Annotated in this window: 23 protein-coding genes; 13 read left to right on the top strand and 10 right to left on the bottom strand. The window is 59.1% G+C overall.

Annotated elements, in window-relative coordinates:
* The first annotated feature begins 71 nt into the window (after positions 1 to 71).
* The 6 genes from dadA (at position 72) to GBC55_RS01865 (ending at position 6,192) form a co-directional block, all read left to right on the top strand.
* Positions 72 to 1,376 carry a D-amino acid dehydrogenase gene (dadA, locus tag GBC55_RS01890; protein WP_162436670.1) on the top strand — a complete coding sequence of 435 codons (1,305 nt, stop codon included), beginning with the start codon at positions 72 to 74 and terminating at the stop codon, positions 1,374 to 1,376.
* Positions 1,348 to 1,701, top strand: coding sequence for a RidA family protein (locus tag GBC55_RS01885; RefSeq protein ID WP_162436671.1), 354 nt, complete (start codon positions 1,348 to 1,350; stop codon positions 1,699 to 1,701). Before dadA ends, GBC55_RS01885 begins: the two co-directional genes overlap by 29 nt.
* Positions 1,702 to 1,789: 88 nt before the next feature.
* Positions 1,790 to 2,863, top strand: coding sequence for an alanine racemase (gene alr, locus GBC55_RS01880; RefSeq protein WP_162436672.1), 1,074 nt, complete (start codon positions 1,790 to 1,792; stop codon positions 2,861 to 2,863).
* 126 nt (positions 2,864 to 2,989) lie between these two features.
* Positions 2,990 to 3,538, top strand: coding sequence for a cupin domain-containing protein (locus GBC55_RS01875; protein ID WP_064680419.1), 549 nt, complete (start codon positions 2,990 to 2,992; stop codon positions 3,536 to 3,538).
* A gap of 182 nt (positions 3,539 to 3,720) precedes the next feature.
* Entirely contained in the window at positions 3,721 to 4,134 is a 414-nt protein-coding gene (locus GBC55_RS01870; protein WP_162436673.1) for a c-type cytochrome, read from the top strand.
* Positions 4,135 to 4,269: 135 nt separating this feature from the next.
* Positions 4,270 to 6,192, top strand: a complete 1,923-nt coding sequence (locus GBC55_RS01865) for an acetyl-CoA hydrolase/transferase C-terminal domain-containing protein (protein WP_162436674.1) — start codon at positions 4,270 to 4,272, stop codon at positions 6,190 to 6,192.
* Positions 6,193 to 6,321: 129 nt separating this feature from the next.
* On the opposite strand, the gene GBC55_RS01860 is transcribed toward GBC55_RS01865, so the two are convergent.
* The gene (locus tag GBC55_RS01860; protein ID WP_150745167.1) at positions 6,322 to 6,894 is read right to left on the bottom strand and encodes a xanthine phosphoribosyltransferase; all 573 of its coding nucleotides are present in this window, start codon (positions 6,892 to 6,894) and stop codon (positions 6,322 to 6,324) included.
* A gap of 69 nt (positions 6,895 to 6,963) precedes the next feature.
* Positions 6,964 to 8,973, bottom strand: coding sequence for a DNA helicase Rep (gene rep, locus GBC55_RS01855; RefSeq protein WP_123367140.1), 2,010 nt, complete (start codon positions 8,971 to 8,973; stop codon positions 6,964 to 6,966).
* A 263-nt stretch (positions 8,974 to 9,236) separates the two neighbouring features.
* On the opposite strand from rep, the gene GBC55_RS01850 reads away from it, so the two are divergent.
* Positions 9,237 to 10,910, top strand: coding sequence for a bifunctional diguanylate cyclase/phosphodiesterase (locus tag GBC55_RS01850; protein ID WP_162436675.1), 1,674 nt, complete (start codon positions 9,237 to 9,239; stop codon positions 10,908 to 10,910).
* Positions 10,911 to 11,018: 108 nt separating this feature from the next.
* Here the strand turns inward: GBC55_RS01850 and GBC55_RS01845 are convergent, their stop codons facing one another.
* On the bottom strand, positions 11,019 to 12,416 hold the full coding sequence (locus GBC55_RS01845; protein ID WP_162436676.1) for a NorM family multidrug efflux MATE transporter: 1,398 nt from the start codon (positions 12,414 to 12,416) through the stop codon (positions 11,019 to 11,021).
* A 158-nt stretch (positions 12,417 to 12,574) separates the two neighbouring features.
* Here GBC55_RS01845 and GBC55_RS01840 point away from each other — a divergent pair, with 158 nt between their 5' ends.
* The gene (locus GBC55_RS01840; protein WP_162436677.1) at positions 12,575 to 13,495 is read left to right on the top strand and encodes a LysR substrate-binding domain-containing protein; all 921 of its coding nucleotides are present in this window, start codon (positions 12,575 to 12,577) and stop codon (positions 13,493 to 13,495) included.
* Positions 13,496 to 13,680: 185 nt separating this feature from the next.
* A complete protein-coding gene (locus tag GBC55_RS01835) occupies positions 13,681 to 15,657 on the top strand; it encodes a methyl-accepting chemotaxis protein (protein WP_162436678.1) in 1,977 nt (658 codons plus the stop codon).
* A gap of 129 nt (positions 15,658 to 15,786) precedes the next feature.
* Here the strand turns inward: GBC55_RS01835 and GBC55_RS01830 are convergent, their stop codons facing one another.
* The 4 genes from GBC55_RS01830 to GBC55_RS01810 form a co-directional block, all read right to left on the bottom strand.
* Entirely contained in the window at positions 15,787 to 17,280 is a 1,494-nt protein-coding gene (locus GBC55_RS01830) for a YifB family Mg chelatase-like AAA ATPase (RefSeq protein ID WP_162436679.1), read from the bottom strand.
* Between the two features lie 176 nt (positions 17,281 to 17,456).
* The gene (locus GBC55_RS01825) at positions 17,457 to 17,627 is read right to left on the bottom strand and encodes a hypothetical protein (RefSeq protein ID WP_178114278.1); all 171 of its coding nucleotides are present in this window, start codon (positions 17,625 to 17,627) and stop codon (positions 17,457 to 17,459) included.
* A gap of 407 nt (positions 17,628 to 18,034) precedes the next feature.
* A complete protein-coding gene (locus GBC55_RS01815; protein ID WP_162436680.1) occupies positions 18,035 to 18,562 on the bottom strand; it encodes a Bro-N domain-containing protein in 528 nt (175 codons plus the stop codon).
* Between the two features lie 402 nt (positions 18,563 to 18,964).
* A complete protein-coding gene (locus GBC55_RS01810; RefSeq protein WP_162436681.1) occupies positions 18,965 to 19,225 on the bottom strand; it encodes an accessory factor UbiK family protein in 261 nt (86 codons plus the stop codon).
* Positions 19,226 to 19,642: 417 nt separating this feature from the next.
* Here GBC55_RS01810 and glnK point away from each other — a divergent pair, with 417 nt between their 5' ends.
* From glnK to sutA, 4 genes are all read left to right on the top strand, one after another.
* Positions 19,643 to 19,981, top strand: coding sequence for a P-II family nitrogen regulator (glnK, locus tag GBC55_RS01805; RefSeq protein ID WP_002555808.1), 339 nt, complete (start codon positions 19,643 to 19,645; stop codon positions 19,979 to 19,981).
* Positions 19,982 to 20,020: 39 nt separating this feature from the next.
* Entirely contained in the window at positions 20,021 to 21,358 is a 1,338-nt protein-coding gene (locus GBC55_RS01800) for an ammonium transporter (protein ID WP_162436682.1), read from the top strand.
* A 212-nt stretch (positions 21,359 to 21,570) separates the two neighbouring features.
* Positions 21,571 to 21,996 carry a secondary thiamine-phosphate synthase enzyme YjbQ gene (locus GBC55_RS01795; RefSeq protein WP_046818495.1) on the top strand — a complete coding sequence of 142 codons (426 nt, stop codon included), beginning with the start codon at positions 21,571 to 21,573 and terminating at the stop codon, positions 21,994 to 21,996.
* Positions 21,997 to 22,098: 102 nt separating this feature from the next.
* The gene (sutA, locus tag GBC55_RS01790; RefSeq protein ID WP_094470027.1) at positions 22,099 to 22,422 is read left to right on the top strand and encodes a transcriptional regulator SutA; all 324 of its coding nucleotides are present in this window, start codon (positions 22,099 to 22,101) and stop codon (positions 22,420 to 22,422) included.
* Positions 22,423 to 22,600: 178 nt separating this feature from the next.
* Here sutA and GBC55_RS01785 read toward each other — a convergent pair whose 3' ends face one another.
* The 3 genes from GBC55_RS01785 to GBC55_RS01775 are packed head-to-tail and all read right to left on the bottom strand — an operon-like array spanning position 22,601 to position 24,935.
* Positions 22,601 to 23,311, bottom strand: coding sequence for an HAD family hydrolase (locus GBC55_RS01785; RefSeq protein ID WP_162436683.1), 711 nt, complete (start codon positions 23,309 to 23,311; stop codon positions 22,601 to 22,603).
* Positions 23,308 to 24,207 (bottom strand): tyrosine recombinase XerC, encoded by a 900-nt coding sequence (gene xerC / locus GBC55_RS01780; protein WP_162436684.1) that lies wholly within the window; start codon positions 24,205 to 24,207, stop codon positions 23,308 to 23,310. Before xerC ends, GBC55_RS01785 begins: the two co-directional genes overlap by 4 nt.
* Positions 24,208 to 24,209: 2 nt before the next feature.
* The gene (locus GBC55_RS01775; protein ID WP_162436685.1) at positions 24,210 to 24,935 is read right to left on the bottom strand and encodes a DUF484 family protein; all 726 of its coding nucleotides are present in this window, start codon (positions 24,933 to 24,935) and stop codon (positions 24,210 to 24,212) included.
* Positions 24,936 to 24,941 lie beyond the last annotated feature (6 nt).

Raw genomic sequence — 24,941 nt, 5'->3', positions numbered from 1 at the left:
TTTTTTACACTGCGCACATCAATGCTGAATACAACAAACGTCAGCGGTAAACCGCGATGAGGGATATGAAAATGCGCGTTATGGTCTTGGGTAGCGGCGTCATCGGTACAGCCAGTGCTTATTATCTGGCCCGTGCCGGATTTGAAGTGGTGGTGGTGGACCGTCAGCCGGCCGCTGCGATGGAGACCAGTTTCGCCAACGCCGGGCAGGTATCGCCAGGTTATGCCTCGCCGTGGGCTGCACCGGGCGTTCCGCTCAAGGCCATCAAGTGGCTGTTGGAGCGTCACGCACCGCTGGCGATCAAAGCCACCGCCGACATCGATCAGTACCTGTGGATGGCGCAAATGCTGCGCAACTGCACCGCCAGCCGTTACGCGGTGAACAAGGAGCGCATGGTTCGCCTGTCCGAGTACAGCCGTGACTGCCTCGACGAATTGCGCGCCGAAACCGGCATCGCCTACGAAGGCCGCAGCCTCGGTACGACCCAACTGTTCCGCACCCAGGCCCAGCTCGATGGCGCCGCAAAAGACATCGCCGTGTTGAAAGAGTCCGGCGTGCCGTTCGAATTGCTCGATCGCGCCGGTATTGCTCGGGTCGAACCGGCCCTGGCCAGCGTCACCGACATCCTTGCCGGTGCACTGCGCCTGCCGAATGACCAGACCGGCGACTGCCAGATCTTCACCACCCGCCTGGCTGAGATGGCCGTGAAATTGGGTGTGGAATTCCGCTTTGGCCAGGACATCCAGAAGCTCGACTACGCCGGTGATCGCATCAACGGCGTATGGATCGACGGCAAGCTGGAAACTGCTGACCGCTACGTGCTGGCCCTCGGCAGCTACTCGCCACAACTGCTCAAGCCGCTGGGCATCAAAGCCCCGGTGTATCCGCTCAAGGGTTACTCCCTGACTGTGCCGATCACCAACCCGGCGATGGCCCCGACCTCGACCATTCTCGACGAGACCTACAAGGTCGCGATCACCCGTTTCGACAACCGCATCCGCGTGGGCGGTATGGCTGAAATAGCCGGTTTTGACCTGTCGCTGAACCCGCGTCGACGCGAAACCCTGGAGATGATCGTCAACGACCTCTATCCTCAGGGCGGTGATCTGGCCCAGGCGAGCTTCTGGACCGGCCTGCGTCCAACCACGCCGGACGGTACGCCAATCGTGGGTGCCACCCCGTTCAGCAATCTGTTCTTGAACACCGGTCACGGCACGCTTGGCTGGACCATGGCGTGTGGTTCCGGTCGCTTGTTGGCCGACCTGATGGCAAAGAAAACGCCGCAGATCAGCGCCGAAGGCCTCGATATTTCCCGTTACGGCAAAAAAATTCAGGAGTCCGCAAAACATGGCAATCCAGCGCCAGCTCACCAATGAGCGCATGAGTCAGATCGTCGCTCATAACGGCACCGTGTATCTGTCGGGGCAGGTCGGCGACGATTTAAACGCCGGGATTGAACAGCAAACCCGTGAAATACTCGCCAACATCGAGCGTCTGCTGGATCTGGCCGGGACCGACAAGGGCCACCTGCTGTCGGTGACGATTTACCTGAAAGACATTGATGCGCACTTCCAGGGCATGAATGCGGTGTGGGACACGTGGCTGCCAAAAGGCGTCGCTCCGGCCCGTGCCACCGTCGAATCGAAGCTGTGCAACCCGCAAATCCTGGTTGAGCTCTCGGTTGTAGCCGCTCTGCCATAAGCAAGATCCCTCTCCCGGTGCTACTGGCGGTTCACGCCGTCAGCCAGCGCCGGTTTTTATTCCATTGACCGACCAGAAGTCTGCCGCCATGCGACCTGCCCGTGCCCTGATCGACCTTCAAGCCCTGCGTCATAATTACCAGATTGCCCGCGAAATCACCGGGGCCAAGGCCCTTGCCGTGATCAAAGCCGATGCCTACGGTCATGGCGCGGTGCGTTGTGCCCAGGCGTTGGAGGCCGAGGCGGACGGGTTTGCCGTGGCCTGTATCGAAGAAGCGCTCGAACTGCGTGCTGCGGGTATTCGTGCCCCGGTGTTGCTGCTGGAAGGTTTTTTCGAGGCTGATGAGCTGGCGTTGATCGTCGAGCATGATTTCTGGTGTGTCGTGCATTCGTTGTGGCAGCTTGAAGCCATCGAAAAAGCGGCACTGGGCAAGCCCATCACCGTCTGGCTCAAGCTTGATTCGGGCATGCACCGGGTCGGCCTGCATCCGGCGGATTATCAGGCGGCGTATCAACGGCTCCTGGCCAGTGGCAAAGTCGCGAAGATTGTCCTGATGAGCCACTTCGCCCGTGCCGATGAGTTGCACGATCAAAGCAGCGCTGATCAGGTCGCTGTATTTGAAGCCGCGCGCAAAGGGTTGTCGGCCGAAATCAGCTTGCGTAACTCGCCGGCGGTGATGGGTTGGCCTCAGGTGCCAAGCGATTGGGTACGCCCCGGCATCATGCTCTACGGAGCGACGCCGTTCGAAGAAGCCAACACCGTAGCTTCGCGCCTGCAACCGGTCATGACGCTCGAATCCAAGGTGATCTGCGTACGTGAGCTTCCCGCTGGCGAACCGATTGGTTACGGCGCCAAATTCATCACGCCGAAACCGATGCGTGTGGGCGTGGTTGCCATGGGTTATGCCGATGGTTATCCACGTCAGGCGCCCACCGGCACGCCGGTGATGGTTGCCGGGCAGCGCAGCCAATTGATCGGCCGGGTTTCGATGGACATGCTGTGCATCGATTTGACCGATGTGCCGCAAGCCGGGCTGGGTTCGACTGTCGAGTTGTGGGGGAAAAACATCCTCGCCAGTGAAGTGGCCGCAGCCGCCGACACTATTCCTTACCAGATATTCTGCAACCTGCGCCGAGTGCCGAAGCTCTATTCCGCGGTTTAAAGCGCCAACAGGCCTGCCAGGAATGACGTAGTGGAACCGGATTCAGGACCAAGTGTTGTAAATACTGAACGCTGTCGCCATGATAACGCTCAATATTTCAACAACCTGAATTCTGGAGGCGCAAGCTTGGACGTCGGTGAACGACTGCAATCTATCCGAAAGCTCAAAGGCCTTTCCCAGCGTGAGCTCGCCAAACGTGCGGGCGTCACTAACAGCACCATTTCGATGATCGAGAAGAACAGCGTCAGCCCCTCGATCAGTTCGCTGAGGAAAGTACTGGGCGGAATTCCCATGTCCATGGTCGAGTTCTTTTCCGAAGAAATCCTGCAGGAAAAACCGACTCAGATCGTTTACAAAGCCAACGAGCTGATCGATATCTCCGATGGTGCAGTGACCATGAAACTCGTCGGCCGGGCTCACCCGAGTCGCGCCATCGCCTTCCTTAATGAAATCTATCCACCGGGCGCCGATACCGGTGAAGAGATGCTCACCCATGAGGGCGAGGAAACCGGAATTTTGCTGGAAGGGCGGCTGGAACTGGTGGTCGGGCTTGAAACTTTTGTGCTCGAAGCTGGCGACAGCTACTACTTTGAAAGTACCAAGCCGCACCGTTTCCGTAATCCGTTCGATGCGCCGGCGCGACTAATCAGCGCAGCGACGCCCGCGAACTTTTAAGAGAAGAGGCGCCCTGCCAGCATCGCCGAGGCGCCCGAACTGTTTTAACGCCGTGCGACAAGACCCCTTCGACTTTGGGGTTGTTTCAGTGTGACGGGCTTACCGTTATACTTGCGCCCGCCTGCGAACCGTGGCCGTAGGCGTGACTAGCCACCATTGAGGGTGAACGCGTGAATCTAATTATGAAAATGCTGGCTGCACCAGCAACTGTATTGGCCCTATGGGCTGTCAGCGCTCAAGCTGCGACCTCCGACGATATTGCCAAGCGCCTTGCGCCAGTTGGCCAGGTCTGTGTAGCAGGTCAAGAATGTAAGGGTATGGAAGTTGCGGTTTCTGCCGGCGGCGGTGATGCCAAGACCCCTGACTCGATCATTGCAAAGCATTGCAATGCTTGCCACGGCACCGGTCTGCTGGGCGCGCCAAAAATTGGTGACACTGCGGCCTGGAAAGAACGTGCTGATCACCAGGGCGGCCTCGACGGTATCCTGGCCAAAGCGATCACCGGGATCAATGCAATGCCGCCAAAAGGCACCTGTGCCGATTGCTCGGATGCGGATCTCAAAGGCGCCATCGAAAAAATGTCCGGCTTGAAATAAGCGTTCATTTTTCAGCAAAAAGCCGCTTTCGAGCGGTTTTTTTGTGCCTGCGATTTACGTTCCGAGACTGTTCATTGCAGCAAAGACGCGGCAAGCTCGGTCCAACCCAATTCACGGAATGTAAGGGAGGATCAGATGGTGCAGCTGTGTTCTATCGAGCAAGCGGTCGATGATGTCCTGGCGCGGTTGCCGGCACATATCCACATGGGCCTGCCTTTGGGGTTGGGTAAGCCCAACCACTTCGTGAACGCGCTGTATCGGCGCGTCGCGCAACTGCCTGAGCGCCAGCTGACGATCTATACCGCGCTGTGCCTGGGTCGGCCTTCCTTGGGCGACGGCTTGCAAAAGCGTTTCCTTGAACCCTTTATCGAACGGGTTTTCGGGGACTATCCGGAATTGGCATTTCTCCCGGACCTGCAAAAAGACAACTTGCCGCCCAACATTCATATCCAGCAATTCTTCATGCAACCCGGCAGCCTGCTTCACAGTGCATCGGCGCAACAGGACTATGTCAGTAGCAATTACAGCCACGCAGCGCGCGACATCAATGCCGCCGGGTTGAACCTGATCGCCCAGTTGGTGGCCAGCCACAGCGAACACCCCGACCGTCTTAGCCTGAGCTGCAACCCGGACATCACCCTCGACTTGTTTCCGATGATCGCCAAGCGCCGAGAAGCGGGAGAGACGATCCTGATGGTGGGCCAGGTGCACAACGACTTGCCCTACATGCCCGGTGACGCCGAAATCGGCATCGATGCGTTCGACTTTTTGATCGACGCAAAGGACAGCACCACCCTGTTCTCGACGCCCAACATGCCCGTAGGTTTTCAGGATCACTTCATCGGATTGCATGCCAGCACGCTGGTGCGCGATGGCGGTACCTTGCAGATTGGTATCGGTTCCATGGGGGACGCGCTGACCGCCGCACTGCTGGCGCGGCAAGCCGATAACGACGGTTACAAGGCACTGCTGGCGGATATCAATCTCAGCCAGTGGGCGCAACTTATCGACCGCGAAGGGGGCGTCGAGCCATTCGCCAAAGGGCTGTACGGTTGCAGTGAAATGTTCGTGAACGGCTTGCTGGTATTGGCCGACGCCGGGATCGTGCGGCGCAAGGTGTATCCCGACGTACCGACGCAGCAACAGGCGAATGCCGGCACCCTGGATGTGGCCGCACAGAGTGACGGCATCTCGGTGCATGGCGGATTTTTCCTCGGGCCGCGCAGCTTCTACGAGCGTTTGCGTGAATTGCCGCAAAGCAAACGGCTCGAATTCAACATGACCCGCATCAGCTACATCAACGAACTCTACGGCCAGGAAGAACTCAAGCGCTTGCAGCGCCTGGACGCGCGTTTCATCAACACGGTGTTCACCATGACCCTGATGGGCGCCGGTGTAGCCGATCAGCTGGAAGACGGGCGGGTGCTCAGCGGGGTGGGCGGGCAATACAACTTCGTCGCCCAGGGCCATGCGCTGGAAGGGGCGCGTTCGGTGCTGATCTTGCGCAGCTGGCGAGAGGCGGGCGGGGAGGTCAGCTCAAACATTGTTTGGGAATATGGCCATTGCACCATCCCACGGCACCTGCGCGACATCGTGGTCACCGAGTACGGCATCGCTGATCTGCGCGGCAAAACGGATGCGGCGGTCATCGAGTCGCTGCTGAACATCTGCGATTCTCGCTTTCAGGCGGACTTGATCGAGCAGGCGCAGAAGGTCGGGAAATTGCCCAAGGATTTCCGCATGGATCCGCGATTCACCGACAACACTGCGCAGCGTTTGCAGGACATTCAGGCACGGCATCCGCAGCTGTTTCCCGAATATCCGCTGGGGTGTGATTTCACCGCGCAGGAACGGGATGTGTTGCGGGCGCTGAACTGGTTGAAGAGCAAGTTCAAGCTCACGGAGATACTGGAACTGGGCAAGGCTGCGCTGGATGCTCCGCCAGCGTCGGAATTTCCCGCGCATCTGGAGCGGATGCAGCTGACGAGTCCGGAGGGGTTGAAAGAGGATCTGTTTCAGCGGCTATTGCTCACCGGCCTTAAAGCCACCGCGCAATAACGCCCATCGCAAAACCAACTGTGGGAGCCAGCCTGCTGGCGATGGCTGTCTGTCAGTCATGAAGAGTGTGACTGACACGATGCCATCGCCAGCAGGCTGGCTCCCACAGGGGTAACGCGCAGTGGCGGATTACTCGATAAACGTAACAACGCCATCTTTCAACGACAGCACCCGGGCCAGGGATTCAACGCGGTAACCCTGCGCATCCAGCTCGGCACGGCCACCCTGGAACGACTTCTCGATCACGATCCCCAAACCGGCCACGGTCGCGCCGGCCTGTTTGATGATCGAGATCAGCGCCTGGGACGCCTTACCGTTGGCCAAAAAGTCATCGATGATCAGTACGCGGTCGCTGCTGGTCAGGTGACGCGGCGAGATCGCTACCGTGCTTTCGGTCTGCTTGGTGAACGAGTACACGGTCGCCGACAGCAGGTTTTCGGTCAGGGTCAGGGACTGATGCTTGCGCGCAAAGATCACCGGCACGCCAAGGTTCAGGCCCGTCATGATGGCCGGAGCAATGCCCGAGGCCTCGATGGTCACGATCTTGGTGATGCCCGAGTCCTTGAACAGCGTGGCGAACTCGTCGCCAATCAGCTTCATCAGGGCCGGGTCGATCTGGTGGTTCAAAAAGGCGTCGACCTTCAGAACCTGATCGGAAAGCACGATGCCTTCTTCGCGAATTTTCTTGTGCAGTGCTTCCATGAAGCTTTCCTCTACTGACGCGGTATGCGCCTAGCTTGTAAAAAGTGTTTGGTTAAAAAGTGCTCAATTCTAGCGCTTTAACATCGCGCGTATATCCGCCAGTGCGGTATTACCGCGAACGGCTTTGACTTCAACGGGCGTGTCGTCGTTGCCTTCCCAGGCCAGGTCGTCCGGCGGCAGTTCATCGAGGAAGCGGCTCGGTGCGCAATCGATGATCTCGCCGTACTGCTTACGCTTGGCTGCGAAGGTGAAGGCCAAAGTCTGACGCGCGCGGGTAATGCCGACGTAGGCCAGGCGGCGTTCTTCTTCGATGGTGTCGGCTTCGATGCTGGAGCGGTGCGGAAGGATTTCCTCCTCCATGCCCATGATGAACACGTAGGGAAATTCAAGGCCCTTGGAGGCGTGCAAGGTCATCATCTGCACACCTTCGGCACCGTCTTCCTCTTCCTGCTGCCGTTCCAGCATGTCGCGCAGCACCAGTTTGCCGATGGCATCCTCGACGGTCATTTCGCCTTCCTCGTCCTTCTCGAGGGTGTTTTTCAACGCCTCGATCAGGAACCAGACGTTACCCATGCGGTAATCGGCGGCCTTGTCGCTGGAACTGTTGGTGCGCAGCCAGTTCTCGTAGTCGATGTCCATGACCATGCTGCGCAGCGCGGAGATCGGGTCTTCGCCCGCACACTGCTCGCGGACTTTGTCCATGAAGCGTTTGAATCGCGACAGGCGATCGGTGAAACGGGTGTCCAGATGCTCGCCCAGGCCGATTTCATCGGTGGCGGCGTACATCGAGATCTTTCGCTCGGTGGCGTAGTTACCCAGCTTCTCCAGCGTGGTCGAACCGATTTCCCGGCGCGGGACGTTGATCACCCGCAAGAAGGCGTTGTCGTCGTCCGGGTTCACGATCAGGCGGAAGTAGGCCATCAGGTCTTTCACTTCCTGACGTCCGAAGAAGCTGTTGCCGCCAGACAGACGATAGGGAATCTGGTGGTGCTGCAGCTTCAGTTCGATCAACTTGGCCTGGTAGTTACCGCGGTACAGGATCGCAAAGTCGCTGTACGGCCGGTCGGTGCGCAAGTGCAGGGTCAACAGCTCAACGGCCACACGCTCGGCTTCGGCGTCTTCGTTGCGGCAACGGATCACGCGGATTTCATCGCCGTGACCCATCTCGCTCCACAGCTGCTTTTCGAATTCGTGCGGGTTATTGGAGATCAGCACGTTCGCGCAACGCAGGATGCGGCTGGTGGAGCGATAGTTCTGCTCCAGCATTACCACTTTCAGGGACGGGTAATCGTCCTTGAGCAGCATCAGGTTTTCCGGGCGCGCGCCACGCCAGGCATAAATCGACTGGTCATCGTCGCCCACCACGGTGAACTGGTTGCGCGTGCCGATCAGCAGTTTCACCAGCAAATACTGGCTGGCGTTGGTGTCCTGGTATTCGTCCACCAGCAGGTAGCGGACCTTGTTCTGCCACTTTTCGAGAATGTCGGCGTGTTCCTGGAACAGCTTTACCGGCAGCAGGATCAGATCGTCGAAGTCCACCGCGTTGAACGCCTTGAGCGTGCGCTGATAGTGGGTATAGACGATGGCGGCGGTCTGCTCCTTGGGATTGCGCGCGTTTTCCAGAGCTTCGGGCGGCAGGATCAGGTCGTTTTTCCAGGAGCCGATCATGTTCTTGATCTCGTCGACGCCGTCGTCGCCCGAGTATTCCTTCTGCATGATGTCGGTCATCAAGGCTTTGACGTCGGTCTCGTCAAAGATCGAAAAACCCGGCTTGTAGCCCAGGCGAACGTGTTCCTTGCGGATGATGTTCAAGCCCAGGTTGTGGAAGGTACACACCGTCAGGCCGCGGCCTTCGCCGCCCTTGAGCAGGGTGCCGACCCGTTCCTTCATCTCGCGCGCGGCCTTGTTGGTAAAGGTCATGGCGACGATGTACTGGGCGCGAATGCCGCAGTTCTGGATCAAATGCGCGATTTTGCGCGTGATCACACTCGTCTTGCCGGAGCCTGCGCCGGCGAGCACCAAAAGAGGGCCGCCGACGTAGCTCACGGCTTCTTGCTGCCGGGGATTGAGTCGGGACATACGGAATCAGGGAGTCGTTTGCGAAATGGGCCGGCATTTTAACAGGCTCAGCGAATTGTGCTGCTCTCTCCGACTTGTGACGTAACACGCGATCTGTATTTGCCGGTTTTGATACTTTCACGCAGGATGCATGATTAATTTGCGTCTAATGTTCGTAATTCCTGATACAAAAGCCTCGTTTGATAACTGATGTCATTTGGTCATTGGTTATCGGCGCGGCATAATGCCGGTCGCCACCTCTTTGCAGAGTCTAGGGAGCTAGCTTGTCTACGCCTGTCGAACCCTTGCGTTTGCTGCTACTGGCCGAAGAGCCAGCGTGGGCAGCGTTGTTGCGCGAGTGTCTGGCTCCGATGGGGAGCTCGGCCGTGCTGATCAGCGCGCCGAGCTGGGAGTCGGTCAGCAGTCTGTTCGATGACAACCGCAATGCGGTGTTGTTGACGATTCCTGCACTGGCGCCGCTGCCAGGCCAATGCACTCTGCCGACTGTATTGCTGCTCGAACACGAACCCGTTTCGCCACCCGATGGTGTTAGCGACTGGTTGGTGCGTGACGTACTGGATTCGGGCATGTTGCGTCGCTGCCTGCGCCACGTGCGCGAACGCGGACTGCTGGAAAACACCCTGCAGCGCCTGGCCGAGCAAGACCCGTTGACCGGCATCGCCAACCGTCAGGGGTTCCAGACATTGCTGGCGGCGCGCTTGGTGGAAAACGACGGCCGAGGCCTGGCGCTTGGTCACCTGGACCTCGATAACTTCCGCCATGCCAACGACGCCCTTGGCCATCAGGCTGGCGACCGGTTGATCCTGCAAGTCGTCGCGCGGTTGAAAAGCCAGCTTGAGGCCGGCGATCAGCTGGCGCGGCTGGGCAGCGATGAATTTGCCTTGCTGATCGACACCCGTCGCGCCCCTCAACGCGCGGAATGGATGGCCGAGCGAATTACCGAAGCCCTGGCCGAACCTTATTGGGTTGACGGCGAAAGCCTGTTGATCGGTTCCAGCCTGGGCATTGCCCACGCCCGAGCCCAGGCCGGCGCCGATCCGCTGATGTGGCATGCCCACATCGCGATGCAGCAGGCCAAGAGCACGCAGGGCTGCACCTTCCACATCTTCAACGAACGCATCAACCGCAATGCCCGCAGCATGGCCGACCTCGAAAGCGAGCTGCGCCGGGCGTTGCGTCGGGATGAACTGGAGCTGCATTACCAACCCAGGCTGAATCTTGCGGACGGGCAGATTGTCGGCCTCGAAGCCTTGGTGCGCTGGCGGCATGCCGAGCGTGGTTTGCTGCCTCCGAGCGAATTTGTCCCGCTGGCCGAACAAAGCGGTTTGATCGTGCCGCTGGGTTACTGGGTTATTTCCCGTGCGTTGCGTGACATGCAGGCGCTGCGCGAGCGCGGTCTGCCGGCGTTGCACATGGCGATCAACCTGTCATTCCGGCAGTTTCAGGACAGCCAGCTACTGCCGACATTGAGTCGCTTGATCGTCGAGCGCGGCGTCGAGGCGCAGTGGCTGGAGTTCGAGTTGACCGAAACGGCAGTCATGCGCCGCAGCGATCTGGTGAAGCAGACCATGGATGCCCTCGGACGCCTGGGTGTGCGCTTCTCACTGGATGATTTCGGGACCGGGTTTTCGTCGTTCGTGCACCTCAACAGCCTGCCGATTGCCTTGCTGAAGGTCGACAAAAGTTTTGTCGGCGGTATGGAAGAGCGTGAGGAAAATCGCAAACTGGTCCACGCGATGATCAACCTCGCGCACAACCTCAACCTGGAAGTGGTTGCCGAAGGGGTTGAAACCGTGGCACAGCTGGATCTGTTGCGCGGGTTTGGTTGCGATCAGGTGCAGGGATACCTCATCAGCAAGCCGCTGCCGTTGGCGGAACTGGTTGAGTATTTGACGTTTGGTTCGAGCCAGCAGCCTGCATTGGAAGTCGTGAGTTAGCCGATAAACAACTGTGGGGGCGAGCCTGCTCGCGATAGCGATGTATCAGTGGCATTGATGTTAACTGATACGACCTCATCGCGAGCAGGCTCGCTCCTACAGGAAACTTCAGTCAGGCTGGGCGATCTGGAAACTTTCCGCCGAAGACGGCTCCCGCCGGATCATCCGCTTCATCTTCCATTCAAACGCCAGCGTCAGACCCACCGCCGCGCAAGCCAGGCCCAGCGCCAAACCCCACCAGACTCCCGTCGGCCCCCAGTCCAAATGGAAGGCCATCCACCAGGCGGCCGGTGCACCGATCAGCCAATAGCAACCCAGTCCGACAAGGAATGTGGTCTTGGCGTCCTTGAGCCCACGGATGCAGCCCATGGCAATGGTTTGCGTACCGTCGAACAGCTCGAACCACGCCGCCACCGCCAGCAGACTCACGGCTAGCTCAATGACCGGGCGAAACGCCGGGTCGTTGTGGTCCAGAAACAAACCAATCAACTGATTTGGCAGCAGCCAGAACACCATCGCGAAACCCAGCATCGCTATCGCTCCGAAGGCCAGGCCGACCCTGCCTGCCAACCGCGCATCCAGCAGTTGCCCTGCGCCGTAATGCTGGCCGATGCGCATGGTGATCGCATAGGAGAGTCCCGCCGGAATCATGAACGCCACCGAAACGATTTGCAGCGCGATCTGATGCGCGCCCAATTGCGTACTGCCCATCGTACCCATGCACAGCGCGGCAAAGGCAAACAGCCCGACTTCCACCGCATAGGTACCGCCAATGGGCAGGCCCAGGCGCCACAGCTCTTTGAGGTACTGACGATTAGGCCGTGACAGGCCCGCGCGCAGCGGATAAGCGTCGTACGCGGGATGCCGGCGAATGTGCAGCGCGAGTGCCACTGCCATGAGGTTGGCGACAATGGCCGTGACCAGTCCGATCCCGACCAGGCCCAATTTCGGCAAGCCAAACATGCCGGTGATCAACGCATAGTTGAGCAGAAAGTTAGCGACCGTACCGGCGAGGCTGATGACCATGACGGGCGTCGCCCGGCCGATCGCACTGGTGAAACCGCGCAGGGCCATGAAGCTCAGATAGCCGGGCAGGGCGAACGGCAGGATCAACAGAAACTGCCCGGCCATCTGGACGTTGGTTTCGGTCTGACCGAACAGCAACAACACCGGCTTGAGGTTCCACAACAGCAAGCCCGCCACCAGCGCCATCAACCACGCCAGCCACAACCCCGCCTGGGTCAGTCGCGCCGCCCCAACGGTATCGCCTGCACCTTTGCGGATAGACACCAGGGTGCCGACCGCAGCAATTACACCGATGCAGAAAAATGCCACGAAGGAATAGGCCGCCGCCCCCAGACCGCCGCCGGCCAGCGCCTCGGGGCTGAGGCGGGCCATCATCAACGTATCGGTAAGAACCATCAGCATGTGCGCCAACTGTGAGGCAATCAACGGCCCCGCCAGCCGCAGAATGGCCCAGAGTTCAACACGTGCTGGATGCTTCATGATCATCACGCTCAATTTTCAAGGAGAACAGTAGACCGTCGATTCTCGGCGCTCTCAGGGGATTGCACAAAGGGATAAAAAGGATGGGTCGCATGATTTAAACTCATGCAGAATAGTTTGCGTCTGGTTCATGTTGCGCAGTTGCAGGAGCGTTCCCGATGTCCCGTCGTCTTCCTCCCTTGTATGCCCTTCGCGCATTCGAAGCAGCAGCGCGCCACAGTTCGTTCACCCGAGCCGCAGAAGAGCTGTCGATCACGCAGAGCGCTGTCAGTCGGCACATTCGTACGCTCGAAGAGCATTTTGCCTGTCGACTGTTTCACCGCAGTGGCCGAAACCTGCAGTTGACCGAATCAGCCCGTTTGCTATTGCCGGGGATTCGCGAAGGCTTCACTGCGCTTGAACGGGCGTGCAATACCTTGCGCGCGGAAGACGACGTCTTGCGCATGAAGGCCCCCTCGACCTTGACGATGCGCTGGCTGTTGGCACGACTGAGTCGCTTCCGTCACCTGCAACCGGGCAATGAAGTGCAGCTGACCAGCGCCTGGATGGACGTCGACTCGGTGGATTTCAACGACGAGCCCTTCGACTGCGCCGTATTGCTGAGCAACGGGCATTTCCCGCCTGACTGGGAAGCGAGCTACCTGTTTCCGGAAGAGTTGATCCCGGTCGGCGCGCCGAACCTTTTGAACGATCAACCCTGGGATGTCACGCGCCTGGCCAACACTGAATTGCTGCACCCGACCCCGGATCGTCGCGACTGGCGCAACTGGCTGGAACGCATGGATATGGCCGATCAGGTGTCGCTCAAGGGTGGGCAGGTGTTCGATACGCTGGAGCTGGGCATGATCGCCGCTGCGCGCGGGTACGGTGTGTCGATGGGCGATCTGCTGATGGTGGCCGAGGATGTGGCGCAAGGGCGCCTGAGTTTGCCGTGGCCGACGGCTGTCGCCAGCGGTGAGAAATATTACCTGGTCTGGCCGAAAACCCGCCCCGGCGGCGAACGAATGCGCCGACTCAGTGTTTTCCTGCAAGGCGAAGTTCGGGCAATGGAGTTGCCCGATGTCGAGCATTTGAGCTGAATCGATAGAGCCGTCGCAATGACGGCTTTGACCTATCTCCCGGTGAATCACTCAAGTATTCAGCTTTGCCGCCGAAAGTCTGCAGGTGGAACCTTCGTGCAGGTTCGACCGAATTCCCATTATTAGAAATTTTGCTGAGTGTGCGTCGCGATCAGGATGATCCGGTCACTCGGCCAGGAGCAGTCATGTCTCAACCTCGTGCCCGGATCGCCTCACAACTGGGGCTAGCGCTGGCCGTGATACTGGCGGTGGTCATCAGCGGCAGTACGCTGTTCGCGTTGCGCTCGCTGGATACAGCCAACCTCGCCACCCGCGAAGAACATCTGGCCAGTGAAGCCCGGCTGCTGGCCGATCAGTTGAGCACCTTCCACGGTACGTTGCGCGAAAGCACCCAGCGCCTCAGCGGATTGTTCGAAAAGCGTTTCAGCGTCGGCCTTAGCCTGCATCCTGATGAGCCGGTGACAGTGGCCGGCGTACAGACTCCCGGCCTGCACCTGGGCAGCGAAGTGCTGAACAACAACTTCAGCGAAGTGGACGAGTTCAAGCAAATGACTGCCGGCGTCGCCACGTTGTTCGTGCGCAACGGCGATGACTTTATCCGCGTCAGTACGTCCCTGAGCAAACAGGACGGCACGCGGGCCATCGGTACGCTGCTCGATCACGCGCATCCGGCTTATGCACGCCTGATGGCGGGGCAGAGCTACGTCGGTCGTGCCTTGCTCTTCGAACGGTCCTACATGACGCAGTACACCCCCGTACGTGACAGTGGCGGCAAGGTCATCGCCGTGCTGTTTGTAGGATTCGATTACACCGATGCGCAGAATGCGCAATTTGCCAACCTCAAGCGTTTCCGTATTGGTCAAACCGGCTCGTTGGCGTTGCTGGATGAGCAGGGCAAGTGGCTGGTGCCGATCGCTGGCGTGCAAGCGCTGGATCAGGCCGTTCCGGCCATCCTTGCACTGTCCAAGACACCGGGAACGGGCGATTTCTGGAGCGACAAGTCCGAAGCGTTCTACAGCGTGGCGGTGCCGTTTGAGGGCGGCCCCTGGTCGGTGGTCGCGAGCATGCCGAAAGCTGAAATCAACGCGGTGACCTGGAGCGTCGGTATTCGATTGGCAATCGGCAGCCTGCTGGCCATGTTGATTGCGGTGGGTTCGGCGGTCTGGCTGTTGCGTAGCAAGCTCGCGCCGCTGGGCGATCTGGTGCGTCAGGCCGAAGCCTTGGGCGCCGGGGATTTGAGCGTGCGCCTGAACGTGTCGAGCCACGACGAAATCGGTCAGTTGGCCAGGGCCTTCAACCAGATGAGTCAGGCACTGTCGACCATGGTGGAACACATCCGCAAAGCCTCGGAAGAGGTCAACAGGCGCGCGCAGGCGTTGTCCGGGTTATCTGGCGGCGCGTACGAAGGAATGGAGCAGCAGTCGGGCGAAATCACCAGCATGGCCGGCGCGGTGGAGGAGTTCAGTGCGACGTCCCTGAACATTGCCGACAACATGGGCAGCACCGAGCGCCTGGCTCAAGAGAACGCACAACAAACGCGGATAGGTCGTACATCGATGGAGGAAGCGTCCTCGTCTCTGGAACAAATCGCTGGCGCACTGAACAGTACCGCGACCGTTATAAACACCTTGGGTCTGCGTTCACAGGAAATCGGCGGCATCGTCGGGGTAATTACTTCGATCGCCGAACAGACCAACCTGCTGGCGCTGAACGCGGCGATCGAAGCTGCCCGTGCCGGTGAGCAGGGCCGTGGATTCGCAGTGGTGGCGGATGAAGTTCGCAATCTGGCTTCGCGTACGCGTCAGGCCACGGATGAAATTTCGGTGATGATCCAAAGCATCCAGCAAGAGACGGGCAACGCCATCAGCACCATGGAACAGGGCAATGTGCTGATGCAGGAAGGCTTGTCACGTAACGCCAATGTCGCCACGGCGCTGGCGCGGATCGATGAGCAGAGCCGCTCGGCGGGTCAGCAGTTTGCTGCCATCACCACGGCGACCCAGGAGCAGAGCAGCACGGCAACGTTGCTGAGTAGCAACCTGCAAAGCATTGCCTTGGCGAACAGTGAGCAGCGCGAAGTGGTGTCGAACCTGGCGGTGACGGCCAAAGAACTGGAGAGCCTGGCAGCAGAATTGCGTTCCGAGGTTGACCGGTTTCGGTGAGTCGCCTCTGAGATCGCCATCGCGAACAGGCTCACTCCCACAGGGTGTGCGCCGTTCGCAAATCTTGTAAACAACAAAAACCCTGTGGGAGTGAGCCTGCTCGCGATGGGGACGACTCGGTTTCGGCATTTACTGAGTCGCCGGCCGATACTGCAACGCCTCCGCCAAATGCCCCCGAGTAATCTCATCGACCTGCTCAAGGTCCGCCAACGTGCGCGCTACCTTCAGCAGCCGATGAGCCGAGCGCAGCGACAGCGTCAACCGCTCACAGGCAGACTCCAGCCAGCTTTCATCCGCTGTGGATAACGTGCAGTGAGCACGCAAACCCGGCAGATCGAGGAACGCGTTCGCGCAACCCTGACGCTTGTGCTGTCGCTCCCGAGCTTCGGCAACCAGAGCGGCCGCCGTTGCGGTGTCATCGCCCGGTTTGGGCGCGGGATTTAGCGCAGTGGCTTCTCGAGCGACGGTCAGGTGCAGGTCGATTCGATCCAGCAGCGGGCCGGACAATTTGTTGCGATAGCGCTGAATCATGTCCGGCGTGCAGGAGCAGCGGCCCGTGGGCTCACCAAGATATCCACAGGGGCAAGGATTCATCGCCGCCACCAACTGGAAGCGAGCCGGAAACCGCACCCGGTCTTTGGCCCGGGAGATCACGATATGTCCCGACTCCAGCGGCTCCCTCAGCACTTCCAATACTTTGCGATCAAACTCGGGAAGCTCGTCCAGAAACAGTACGCCGTGATGGGCGAGGGTGATTTCGCCGGGTTGCGGTTTCGAGCCGCCGCCGACCAATGCAGGGCCGGAAGCCGAGTGATGGGGCTGCCGGAACGGGCGCTGTGGCCAGTGACTCAAGGGGACGCAACTGACCACCGACTTGATGGCCGCGACTTCCAGTGCTTCGCTCTCGGCCAGCGGTGGCAGCAAGCCTGGCAGGCGGCTCGCGAGCAACGTCTTCCCCGTCCCCGGAGGTCCGCTGAATAACAGGTTATGCGCACCCGCCGCGGCAATCAGCAAGGCACGCTTGGCCGCCATTTGGCCCTGCACCTCGTTTAAATCCGGGTAGGGCCTGCTGGCATGCATCAAGCCATCTGAAACGTAAGGCGCAATGGGCAGGTGCCCATTGAAATGCGAAACGGCTTCCAGCAGGTGATCCACTGCGATGACCTTCAACCCTGACGCCAGACAAGCCTCCTCTGCATTTGCCCGCGGCACCATCAACGAACGCCCGGCCTTGCGCGCCGCCAGTGCTGCCGGTAGCACGCCTCGCACGGCCCTTACTGCCCCCGACAGCGCCAACTCTCCCAGACACTCGATGTCATCCAGTGTGAGCGCCGGCACCTGGACACTGGCCGACAGAATCCCCAAGGCAATCGCCAGATCAAACCGTCCGCCATCTTTGGGCAGATCTGCCGGTGCGAGATTCAGCGTGATGCGCCGCGCCGGAAATTGCAGCCCCGAATTGATGATCGCACTGCGTACACGGTCCTTGCTTTCCTTCACCGCAGCTTCAGGCAAGCCGACCATTGTCAGTGATGGCAAGCCGTTGGCGAGGTGGACTTCGACGGTCACGGCAGGTGCTTCCACGCCAACCTGGGCACGGCTGTGGACGATGGAGAGGGACATGGTCGTTCCTTGAGCTGAAAGAGGACCGCTTCCTGCGGCTTTTCAAGGGTAGTCGTGAGTAGGTGGTTTAGCCTGTTGGCGCAGGCGTCAAACTTTCGCAGGATGTTGCGAGTGTCGGTGAGCTAATGTGGATGCGAAAAAAAACCGCCACTTGGCGGTTTATTCGGGGATCACGGTCAGCCTCGTGCACCTGCAAGCAAGCCATCAGGTTCAAGCTCTTTGCCATACATTGCTGCCACTTTGAAAAAGCGATGTTGGCTGGTAGAAACGCTCCCGGCCAAACGGAGCGCCTCGGCATGATAGTCAGCAATCATTAGCGGCTTCGCTTTTTGCTTTTTACGTTTCATAGACATCTCGCATGCCTGGATGAGTAGATTGATCTTATTGGTCGTCTATAGAAATGACAAGGCGGTTGGTCTTGTCAAAAATGAATCCAAGTTTTTGATAATAGGAGATGGCACCCGGGTCGGGTTCTTGCACCTCGATCTCAACGCAACCGAGCATCAGACTTGAATATCTGATTGCGGAGTTCTGTGCCTTTTCCCTTTCTTCTCATCGCGTTTGTACTACTAAGGTCGAGCCAAAAAAGGTAGCGGACGCAGGTATGGTCACGTAATCAGTTGCAGGAGTTGGCTAATGTAGGACCGTGCCGAGATCAATGAAGGGCGCCAGAAGCGTGGCGGGTGAACTTGGGTTTGGTTATGGAAAAGGACTACGTCTGTTAAGGGGCAAACGTAGTCGTTGAAAGTGAATGTCAAAACGATTGCAGCGCCTGCGAAGCTCGCTTCCACCACGGCGTAAGGATTGCCGGTCTTGGTGCCGTGCGATCAGGCAGTACTAGCGGCACGTCTTGTAATCGAATCCACGGTTGGTTGTTCCAGTGCAGCAGGCTCAATGACATTCCCGGCCAATTGAGCAGGCTTAGTTGCGGGCGTTCTGTTGCGGTCGGTTGCTTTGCGTCTCGGAGTGCTGGCACCACGTCGTGGGTGAGCCATTCGCGCAGGCTTCGGTATTCGGGGCAGTAGTGGTAGACGAGCAGTGCGTAGACGCCGGATTCGCTGATCAGCAGGGTTTTTTCGAGGCTGCCGTGGAGGAGCATTCGGGCGGTTTGGTGTTGGTCGGAGTCGAGTTTTCGAATAGTGCGCTCATCGATGTGTAGACGTATGAGGCGGCCGAGGTCGCGGGCGCTGAACCAGGGTTGGTTTTCGAGTAGAAGGGCGTGGAGGTGGAGTTTGTGGCGGGTGAAGACGTGCGGGGTTAGATAATCGTCATTGCAATTCATTGATACAGCTCCTTTTGCCTAAAGGGCTGCCAGTAATTGTCGCCAAACAATTGGGTGGCAGTTGTGCGCGGGTTGGCGAGCCGGAGCAAAAGGAACCCGGCAGACCCGAAGGTCTCCCACGCACAACCGCCATGACTCGAGTCGATGGTCGTCGCGCTCCTTAAACTTCCAGGTCGCCAAACCCAGTGCTGAACATTCAGCAGTGGGTGAGCTTAGGAACCGGAGCTGTGCGGCGCAATCGGACGGCGGATGAGAATTTTGTAGGACGTTGCCGGGATGTTTGCAGGCTTTAAGATCAAAAGATCGCAGCCTGCGGCAGCTCCTACAGGGAAGCAGTTTGGTGTCATTAAAATTGTGGTGAGGCCATCGCGGGCGAGCCCGCTCCCACAGGGATTGCGGTGTTTATTCGGTCGGCGGGGTCAGCTTCGCTTCCATCTCGGCGACTTTCGCCTCAAGGCTTTCCAGCCGCGCACGGGTGCGTGCGAGCACGACCATCTGACTATCAAACTCTTCCCGGCTCACCAGGTCCAGCTTGCTGAAGCCGCTCTGCAACAACGCCTTGAACTGGCTTTCGATTTCGCTTTTCGGCAGCGGGGTGTCGCCGCTGAAAAGGCGGGAGGCAGTGCCTGTCAGGGCGTCGAGGAAGTCTTTGGGCGCGAGCATGGGAAAGGTCCTGGAAACAATGGCGGGCAGTGTATCACGCAGTGTCTATAGTCAATCTCGATGCCAGGGGTGCACGCTTTTCGCGCATGCGGACGGACGGCAGCGCACCGTTGTTGTGCGTATACAGCGGGGCATTCGAATGAAGTGGTCGGTCGTCGAGGCCAATGGATTGAATTCAGTGGTTTTTGTGGAGATGGCAAGCTTTCTGCTTAGTGCCTAGTGACCCATGCACTGATGCAGTCGCTGTGACGAATGCAGTGCGCCGAGCGGAACGGGGAAGTGTTTCGTCAGGAGCGGTTAACTGGCGTCGGACGGGCAGGTAAGGCCGACGATGCGTTACAAAGCCAGGCACTGCGCTTAGACTTGAGTCGGGTTTGTTTTCCTGGGGCAAGTCCACCAATTCGGGAGAGAGTTTTCATGAAGCTAGTCACTGCCATCATCAAGCCGTTCAAACTGGACGACGTGCGCGAGTCGCTGTCCGAGATCGGCGTGCAGGGCATTACCGTTACTGAAGTCAAAGGCTTCGGTCGGCAGAAGGGTCACACCGAGCTGTATCGCGGCGCGGAATACGTGGTCGATTTCCTGCCAAAGGTGAAGATCGACGTCGCCATTGACGACAAGGATCTTGATCGGGTTATCGAAGCGATAACCAAGGCAGCCAACACCGGCAAGATCGGTGACGGCAAGATCTTCGTGGTTAATCTGGAACAGGCGATTCGCATCCGTACCGGCGAAACCGATACCGACGCAATCTAAAAAAGCCGCCACAAACCCAACGCCCCAGGAGAAAACAATATGACTCTGCGTAAATTCGCAGGGCTAGGAGCCCTGTTGTCCCTCGTAATGCCCAGCCTGGCTATGGCGGCAGACGAAGTGGCGGCCCCAGTCCTCAACTCCGGCGACACCGCCTGGATGTTGACCTCGACAGCCCTCGTGCTGTTCATGACCATTCCCGGCCTCGCGCTGTTCTACGGCGGTATGGTTCGGTCCAAAAATATTCTTTCCGTGATGATGCAGTGCTTCGCCATTACCGGTCTGATCAGCATCCTTTGGGTCATTTATGGCTACAGCATTGCGTTCGACACTACCGGCATGGAGCAGGGCGTCGTCAACTTCAACTCGTTCTTTGGCGGCATGGGCAAGGCGTTCCTCGCCGGTGTCACGCCCTCGAGCCTGACCGGTCCTGCGGCACTGTTCCCTGAGGCGGTGTTCATCACCTTCCAGATGACCTTCGCCATCATCACCCCTGCGTTGATCGTCGGTGCGTTCGCCGAGCGGATGAAGTTCTCCGCCATGCTGATCTTCATGGGCATCTGGTTCACCCTGGTTTATGCGCCGATCGCGCACATGGTCTGGTCCGGTAACGGTGGCCTGATGTGGGACTGGGGCGTGCTGGACTTCGCTGGCGGCACCGTTGTGCACATCAACGCCGGTGTGGCTGGTCTGATTTGCTGCCTGGTACTGGGCAAGCGCAAAGGCTTCCCGACCACGCCAATGGCGCCGCACAACCTCGGTTACACGCTGATGGGTGCTGCAATGCTGTGGGTAGGCTGGTTCGGTTTCAACGCCGGCTCTGCTGCTGCAGCAAACGGCACTGCAGGTATGGCGATGCTGGTCACCCAGATCGCAACCGCTGCTGCTGCATTGGGCTGGATGTTCGCTGAGTGGATTACTCACGGCAAACCAAGTGCTCTGGGTATTGCATCGGGTGTTGTGGCCGGTCTGGTAGCAATTACTCCTGCCGCTGGCACTGTGGGCCCGATGGGTGCACTGGTGATTGGTCTGGCAGCGGGCGTCGTGTGCTTCTTCTGCGCGACTACGCTGAAACGCAAACTCGGTTATGACGATTCCCTGGACGCATTTGGCGTACACGGCATCGGCGGTATCCTCGGCGCGATCCTGACCGGTGTGTTTGCCGCACCGTCCCTGGGTGGTTTCGGCACTGTGACCGACATTGCCGCACAAGTCTGGATTCAGTGCAAAGGCGTCGGCTTCACGGTGATCTACACCGCGATCGTCACCTTCATCATCCTCAAGGTCCTGGATGCCGTCATGGGTCTGCGCGTGACCGAGGAAGAGGAAGCGGTCGGTCTCGATCTGGCACTTCACAACGAACGCGGCTACAACTTGTAAGTACGCGCAAAAATAATGCCCGGTTCGCCGGGCATTTTTTTGTCCGGGATTTGTCATTGAAGGTGAGGCTGAAAGGTTTTTTCTGTCAGCTTTCGACACCTTTTCAACAGGCAATTTTGTACGGCCAATCGCTTACAACGTTGAAGGAATATTAGGGCCTTTGTTTTTTCCCAGAGCGCGCTAGAATGCGCCCCGAACGTGCGGAGAACTGTATGTGGCAACAGACTCTGATTACCTTGCGGGCAAGGCCCCGAGGCTTTCATCTGGTAACGGACGAGTTACTCGCCGGCTTGCCTGAACTCAAGGCATGTCGGGTCGGTCTGTTGCACTTGTGGCTGCAGCATACCTCGGCGTCGTTGACCATCAACGAGAACGCCGATCCGGCGGTACGTCGCGACTTCGAACGATTTTTCAATCGTCTGATCCCACAAGGAACAGACGGCTATGAGCATAACGACGAAGGCCTGGACGACCTCCCGGCGCACTTCAAGGCCAGCGTACTTGGCTGTCAGCTCAGTTTGCCGATTTCGGCAGGCCGACTGGCGTTGGGCACCTGGCAAGGCGTTTATCTGGGCGAGCACCGTGATCATGGCGGTGCCCGTAAAGTCCTCGCCACCTTGCACGGTGAAGGGGCATAAGCCGTTGGTCACCAATGGCGGTGGAATTTTTTCCGGCAGCCGTCGACAGACGGTGAAGCTGGGCTATAACTAATCTGCTTTTCGCAAGTCATGAGGTAGAACATGAGCGACGATGATCTGGAAAACGACGACCTCGAAGTAGGCGACGACGACGAAACCGAAGAAGGTCTGGAAGCAGCGGCGGAAGACGTCGCTGAAGACGATGGCGGTGAAACGCCCGTTCCGACCGCCAAAGGCAAAGCCAAGGCTGCGGTTTCGGTCGATGAGCTGCCGAGCGTCGAAGCGAAGAATAAAGAGCGCGATGCGCTTGCGCGGGCCATGGAAGAGTTCCTGGCCAAGGGCGGCAAGGTGCAGGAAGTGGAGGCCAATGTGGTCGCCGATCCTCCCAAGAAGCCTGATAACAAGTACGGCAGCCGGCCTATCTAAGCGTCTGCCCTTGCTTGCTGAAAAAGCCCGCCGTCGCTGCGGGCTTTTTCATGGGTTAAACAAAGATCCCCTGTAGGAGTGAGCCTGCTCGCGATTGCGGTGTGTCAGGCAACATAAATGCTGAATGTCACACCGCAATCGCGAGCAGGCTCACTCCTACAAGGGGATATCGGTGATATCAGGACGGGTGTCGGGAGTTCCAGCGAGCCAGCAACGCCGGCAATTCGGTCAGGCTGCGAATTTCGGCATCAGGCGAGTGATCGGCCTCCCAGATTTTACCCGCCGGATTAAACCAGATCGCCCGCAAGCCAGCCTGCTGAGCCCCCGCGATGTCATCACCCGGATGATCACCGATGTGCACCGCCGTCTCAGCCGTGGCGCCGCCGCGCTGCAAGGCCTCATGGAACAGCCGGGCGTCGGGTTTGGCGATGCCGATGTCTTCGGCGCACAACGCGAACTTGAAGTAGTCCGCCAGCCCTAAACGACGCACGTCAGCGTTGCCATTGGTGACCACGCCGAGAGCGTAATGGTTGGCCAGCAGTTCCAGGGTGGGTTGCACCTCAGGGAAGATTTCCAGCTGGTGCCGGGCATGCAGGAACACTTCAAAACTCTGATCGGCCAGTTCAGACGCCTCTGCGTGAGGGTAGCCGGCTTCTTCCAGCGCCTGGAACAACACGCGTCGACGCAGGGCACTGATGCGGTGCTTGAGGTTTGGCTCGATGCTCAGGATGCGTTCGCGAATGGCCCACAGATGTTCCACCGGCACCGCGCCCAGGTTGGGCGCATGATCGGTGAGCCAGGTGCGCAGTATCGCTTCAGCGCTGATGATCACCGGGGCGGTGTCCCAGAGCGTGTCGTCGAGGTCAAAGGTGATCAGTTGGAGAGTCATGAATCATCGCCCTTAATGCGTTTGGCCCGTGGATGGGCACTGTCGTAGACCGTCGCCAGGTGCTGGAAGTCCAGGTGGGTGTAGATCTGCGTCGTCTTGATGTCCGAATGGCCGAGCAATTCCTGCACCGCGCGCAAGTCCTGGGAGGACTCCAGCAAGTGGCTGGCAAAGGAATGTCGAAGCATGTGTGGGTGCAGGTTCTGCCCCAGCTCGCGTTCACCGGCGGCCTTGACCCGTACCTGAATCGCGCGCGGACCCAGGCGCCGACCTTGCTGGCTGACAAACACCGCATCGTCCGCCGGGTTGGTCAAGGCCCGCAACGGGAGCCACAGCTCCAAGGCTTCGCGGGCTTTTTTACCCACTGGCAACAGTCGCGTCTTGCTGCCCTTGCCCAGGACCTGAACCATGCCGTCAGCGAGGTCCAGCTGATCGAGATTGAGGCCGGTCAGCTCCGAAAGTCGCAGCCCGGAAGAATAGAACAGCTCCAGAATGGCCTGATCCCGACGCGCCAGGAAATCATCCTCCACCGCGCCTTCAAGCAGCTGTAGCGCGCGGTCAGTATCGAGGGTTTTGGGCAGACGGCGTTCACCCTTGGGCGGTGCCAGGCCGTTGGCCGGATCGTGGTCGCACAAGCCCTCGCGATTCAGATAATGGTACAGCCCGCGCACTGCGGACAGCAGTCGCGCCAGGCTGCGGGACGATTGGCCCTGAGAGTGTAAACGAGCGATCAAGCCGCGCAGACGCTGGATGTCCAGGGCCGCCCAACTACTGATGTTCTGTTTGATGCACCAGCCCAGAACCTTGTCGAGGTCGCGGCGATAGGCATACAGCGTGTGAGGCGACACCTGCCGCTCACTGCGCAGGTGTTCGCAGTAAGCGTCCAGTTGCCGTTCCATGGTTAACGTACCGAGCGCAGGGAGTTGTTGACCCGTGGCAGCACGCGACCCATGACTTCAGCGATGTAGCTCAGGAACAGCGTACCCACGGAGCTCTTGTAGTGCTGTGGGTCGCGGCTGGCGATCGCGAGCACACCGTGGATGCCTTGATAGCTGATGGCGACGACGGCGGTGGAGCCGATCTGCTTGCGCTGCTCTTCACCGAACAGGAAGTCCAGCTCATGCTCGCGCAGGCTGCCGCTGACACTTTTGTCTTCCGAGAGCAGGCCGCCAATGGCTGTCTGCGCGTCGGCATGAGTGACCCAGCGGCCGACCGGCATCGGGTTGTCACCGAGCAGGATCAGGCTGACAAAGGGCACCTGGAAGTCCTGGCGCAGGCTGTCTTCGACACTGATCACCACATCTTCAAGGCTGTTGGCGTCCATCAGCGCGAGAATCAAGCGGCGGGTCTTGTCGAAAAGGCGATCGTTGTCGCGGGCGACATCCATCAAATGCGAGAGGCGGTGACGCAACTCGATGTTGCGGTCGCGCAGGATGGTCATCTGACGTTCGACCAGCGAGATGGTGTCCCCTCGCTGATGCGGAATGCGCAAGGACGGTAGCAGTTCTTCGTGCGCGACGAAAAAGTCCGGATGAGCCTCCAGGTACGCGGCAATCGCCGCCGCCTCAAGGCTTTCGGAAGGGGATTCGTCGGGCTGTAGGGCGGGAACCTGGGGCTTGTCGGTCATGGGTTT

Source organism: Pseudomonas sp. TNT3, from assembly GCF_010095445.2.
GTDB lineage: Bacteria > Pseudomonadota > Gammaproteobacteria > Pseudomonadales > Pseudomonadaceae > Aquipseudomonas.
Note: the sequence above shows the minus strand (reverse complement) of the source record. Positions and strands in the feature narration are given on the sequence as shown.

Coding starts and splice junctions, on each gene's coding strand:
- dadA (WP_162436670.1), top strand. CDS start 72: ATGCGCGTTATGGTCTTGGGTAGCGGCGTCATCGGTACAGCCAGTGCT.
- GBC55_RS01885 (WP_162436671.1), top strand. CDS start 1,348: ATGGCAATCCAGCGCCAGCTCACCAATGAGCGCATGAGTCAGATCGTC.
- alr (WP_162436672.1), top strand. CDS start 1,790: ATGCGACCTGCCCGTGCCCTGATCGACCTTCAAGCCCTGCGTCATAAT.
- GBC55_RS01870 (WP_162436673.1), top strand. CDS start 3,721: ATGAAAATGCTGGCTGCACCAGCAACTGTATTGGCCCTATGGGCTGTC.
- GBC55_RS01865 (WP_162436674.1), top strand. CDS start 4,270: ATGGTGCAGCTGTGTTCTATCGAGCAAGCGGTCGATGATGTCCTGGCG.
- GBC55_RS01860 (WP_150745167.1), bottom strand. CDS start 6,894: ATGGAAGCACTGCACAAGAAAATTCGCGAAGAAGGCATCGTGCTTTCC.
- rep (WP_123367140.1), bottom strand. CDS start 8,973: ATGTCCCGACTCAATCCCCGGCAGCAAGAAGCCGTGAGCTACGTCGGC.
- GBC55_RS01845 (WP_162436676.1), bottom strand. CDS start 12,416: ATGAAGCATCCAGCACGTGTTGAACTCTGGGCCATTCTGCGGCTGGCG.
- GBC55_RS01840 (WP_162436677.1), top strand. CDS start 12,575: ATGTCCCGTCGTCTTCCTCCCTTGTATGCCCTTCGCGCATTCGAAGCA.
- GBC55_RS01835 (WP_162436678.1), top strand. CDS start 13,681: ATGTCTCAACCTCGTGCCCGGATCGCCTCACAACTGGGGCTAGCGCTG.
- GBC55_RS01830 (WP_162436679.1), bottom strand. CDS start 17,280: ATGTCCCTCTCCATCGTCCACAGCCGTGCCCAGGTTGGCGTGGAAGCA.
- GBC55_RS01825 (WP_178114278.1), bottom strand. CDS start 17,627: ATGAAACGTAAAAAGCAAAAAGCGAAGCCGCTAATGATTGCTGACTAT.
- GBC55_RS01815 (WP_162436680.1), bottom strand. CDS start 18,562: ATGAATTGCAATGACGATTATCTAACCCCGCACGTCTTCACCCGCCAC.
- GBC55_RS01810 (WP_162436681.1), bottom strand. CDS start 19,225: ATGCTCGCGCCCAAAGACTTCCTCGACGCCCTGACAGGCACTGCCTCC.
- glnK (WP_002555808.1), top strand. CDS start 19,643: ATGAAGCTAGTCACTGCCATCATCAAGCCGTTCAAACTGGACGACGTG.
- GBC55_RS01800 (WP_162436682.1), top strand. CDS start 20,021: ATGACTCTGCGTAAATTCGCAGGGCTAGGAGCCCTGTTGTCCCTCGTA.
- GBC55_RS01795 (WP_046818495.1), top strand. CDS start 21,571: ATGTGGCAACAGACTCTGATTACCTTGCGGGCAAGGCCCCGAGGCTTT.
- sutA (WP_094470027.1), top strand. CDS start 22,099: ATGAGCGACGATGATCTGGAAAACGACGACCTCGAAGTAGGCGACGAC.
- GBC55_RS01785 (WP_162436683.1), bottom strand. CDS start 23,311: ATGACTCTCCAACTGATCACCTTTGACCTCGACGACACGCTCTGGGAC.
- xerC (WP_162436684.1), bottom strand. CDS start 24,207: ATGGAACGGCAACTGGACGCTTACTGCGAACACCTGCGCAGTGAGCGG.
- GBC55_RS01775 (WP_162436685.1), bottom strand. CDS start 24,935: ATGACCGACAAGCCCCAGGTTCCCGCCCTACAGCCCGACGAATCCCCT.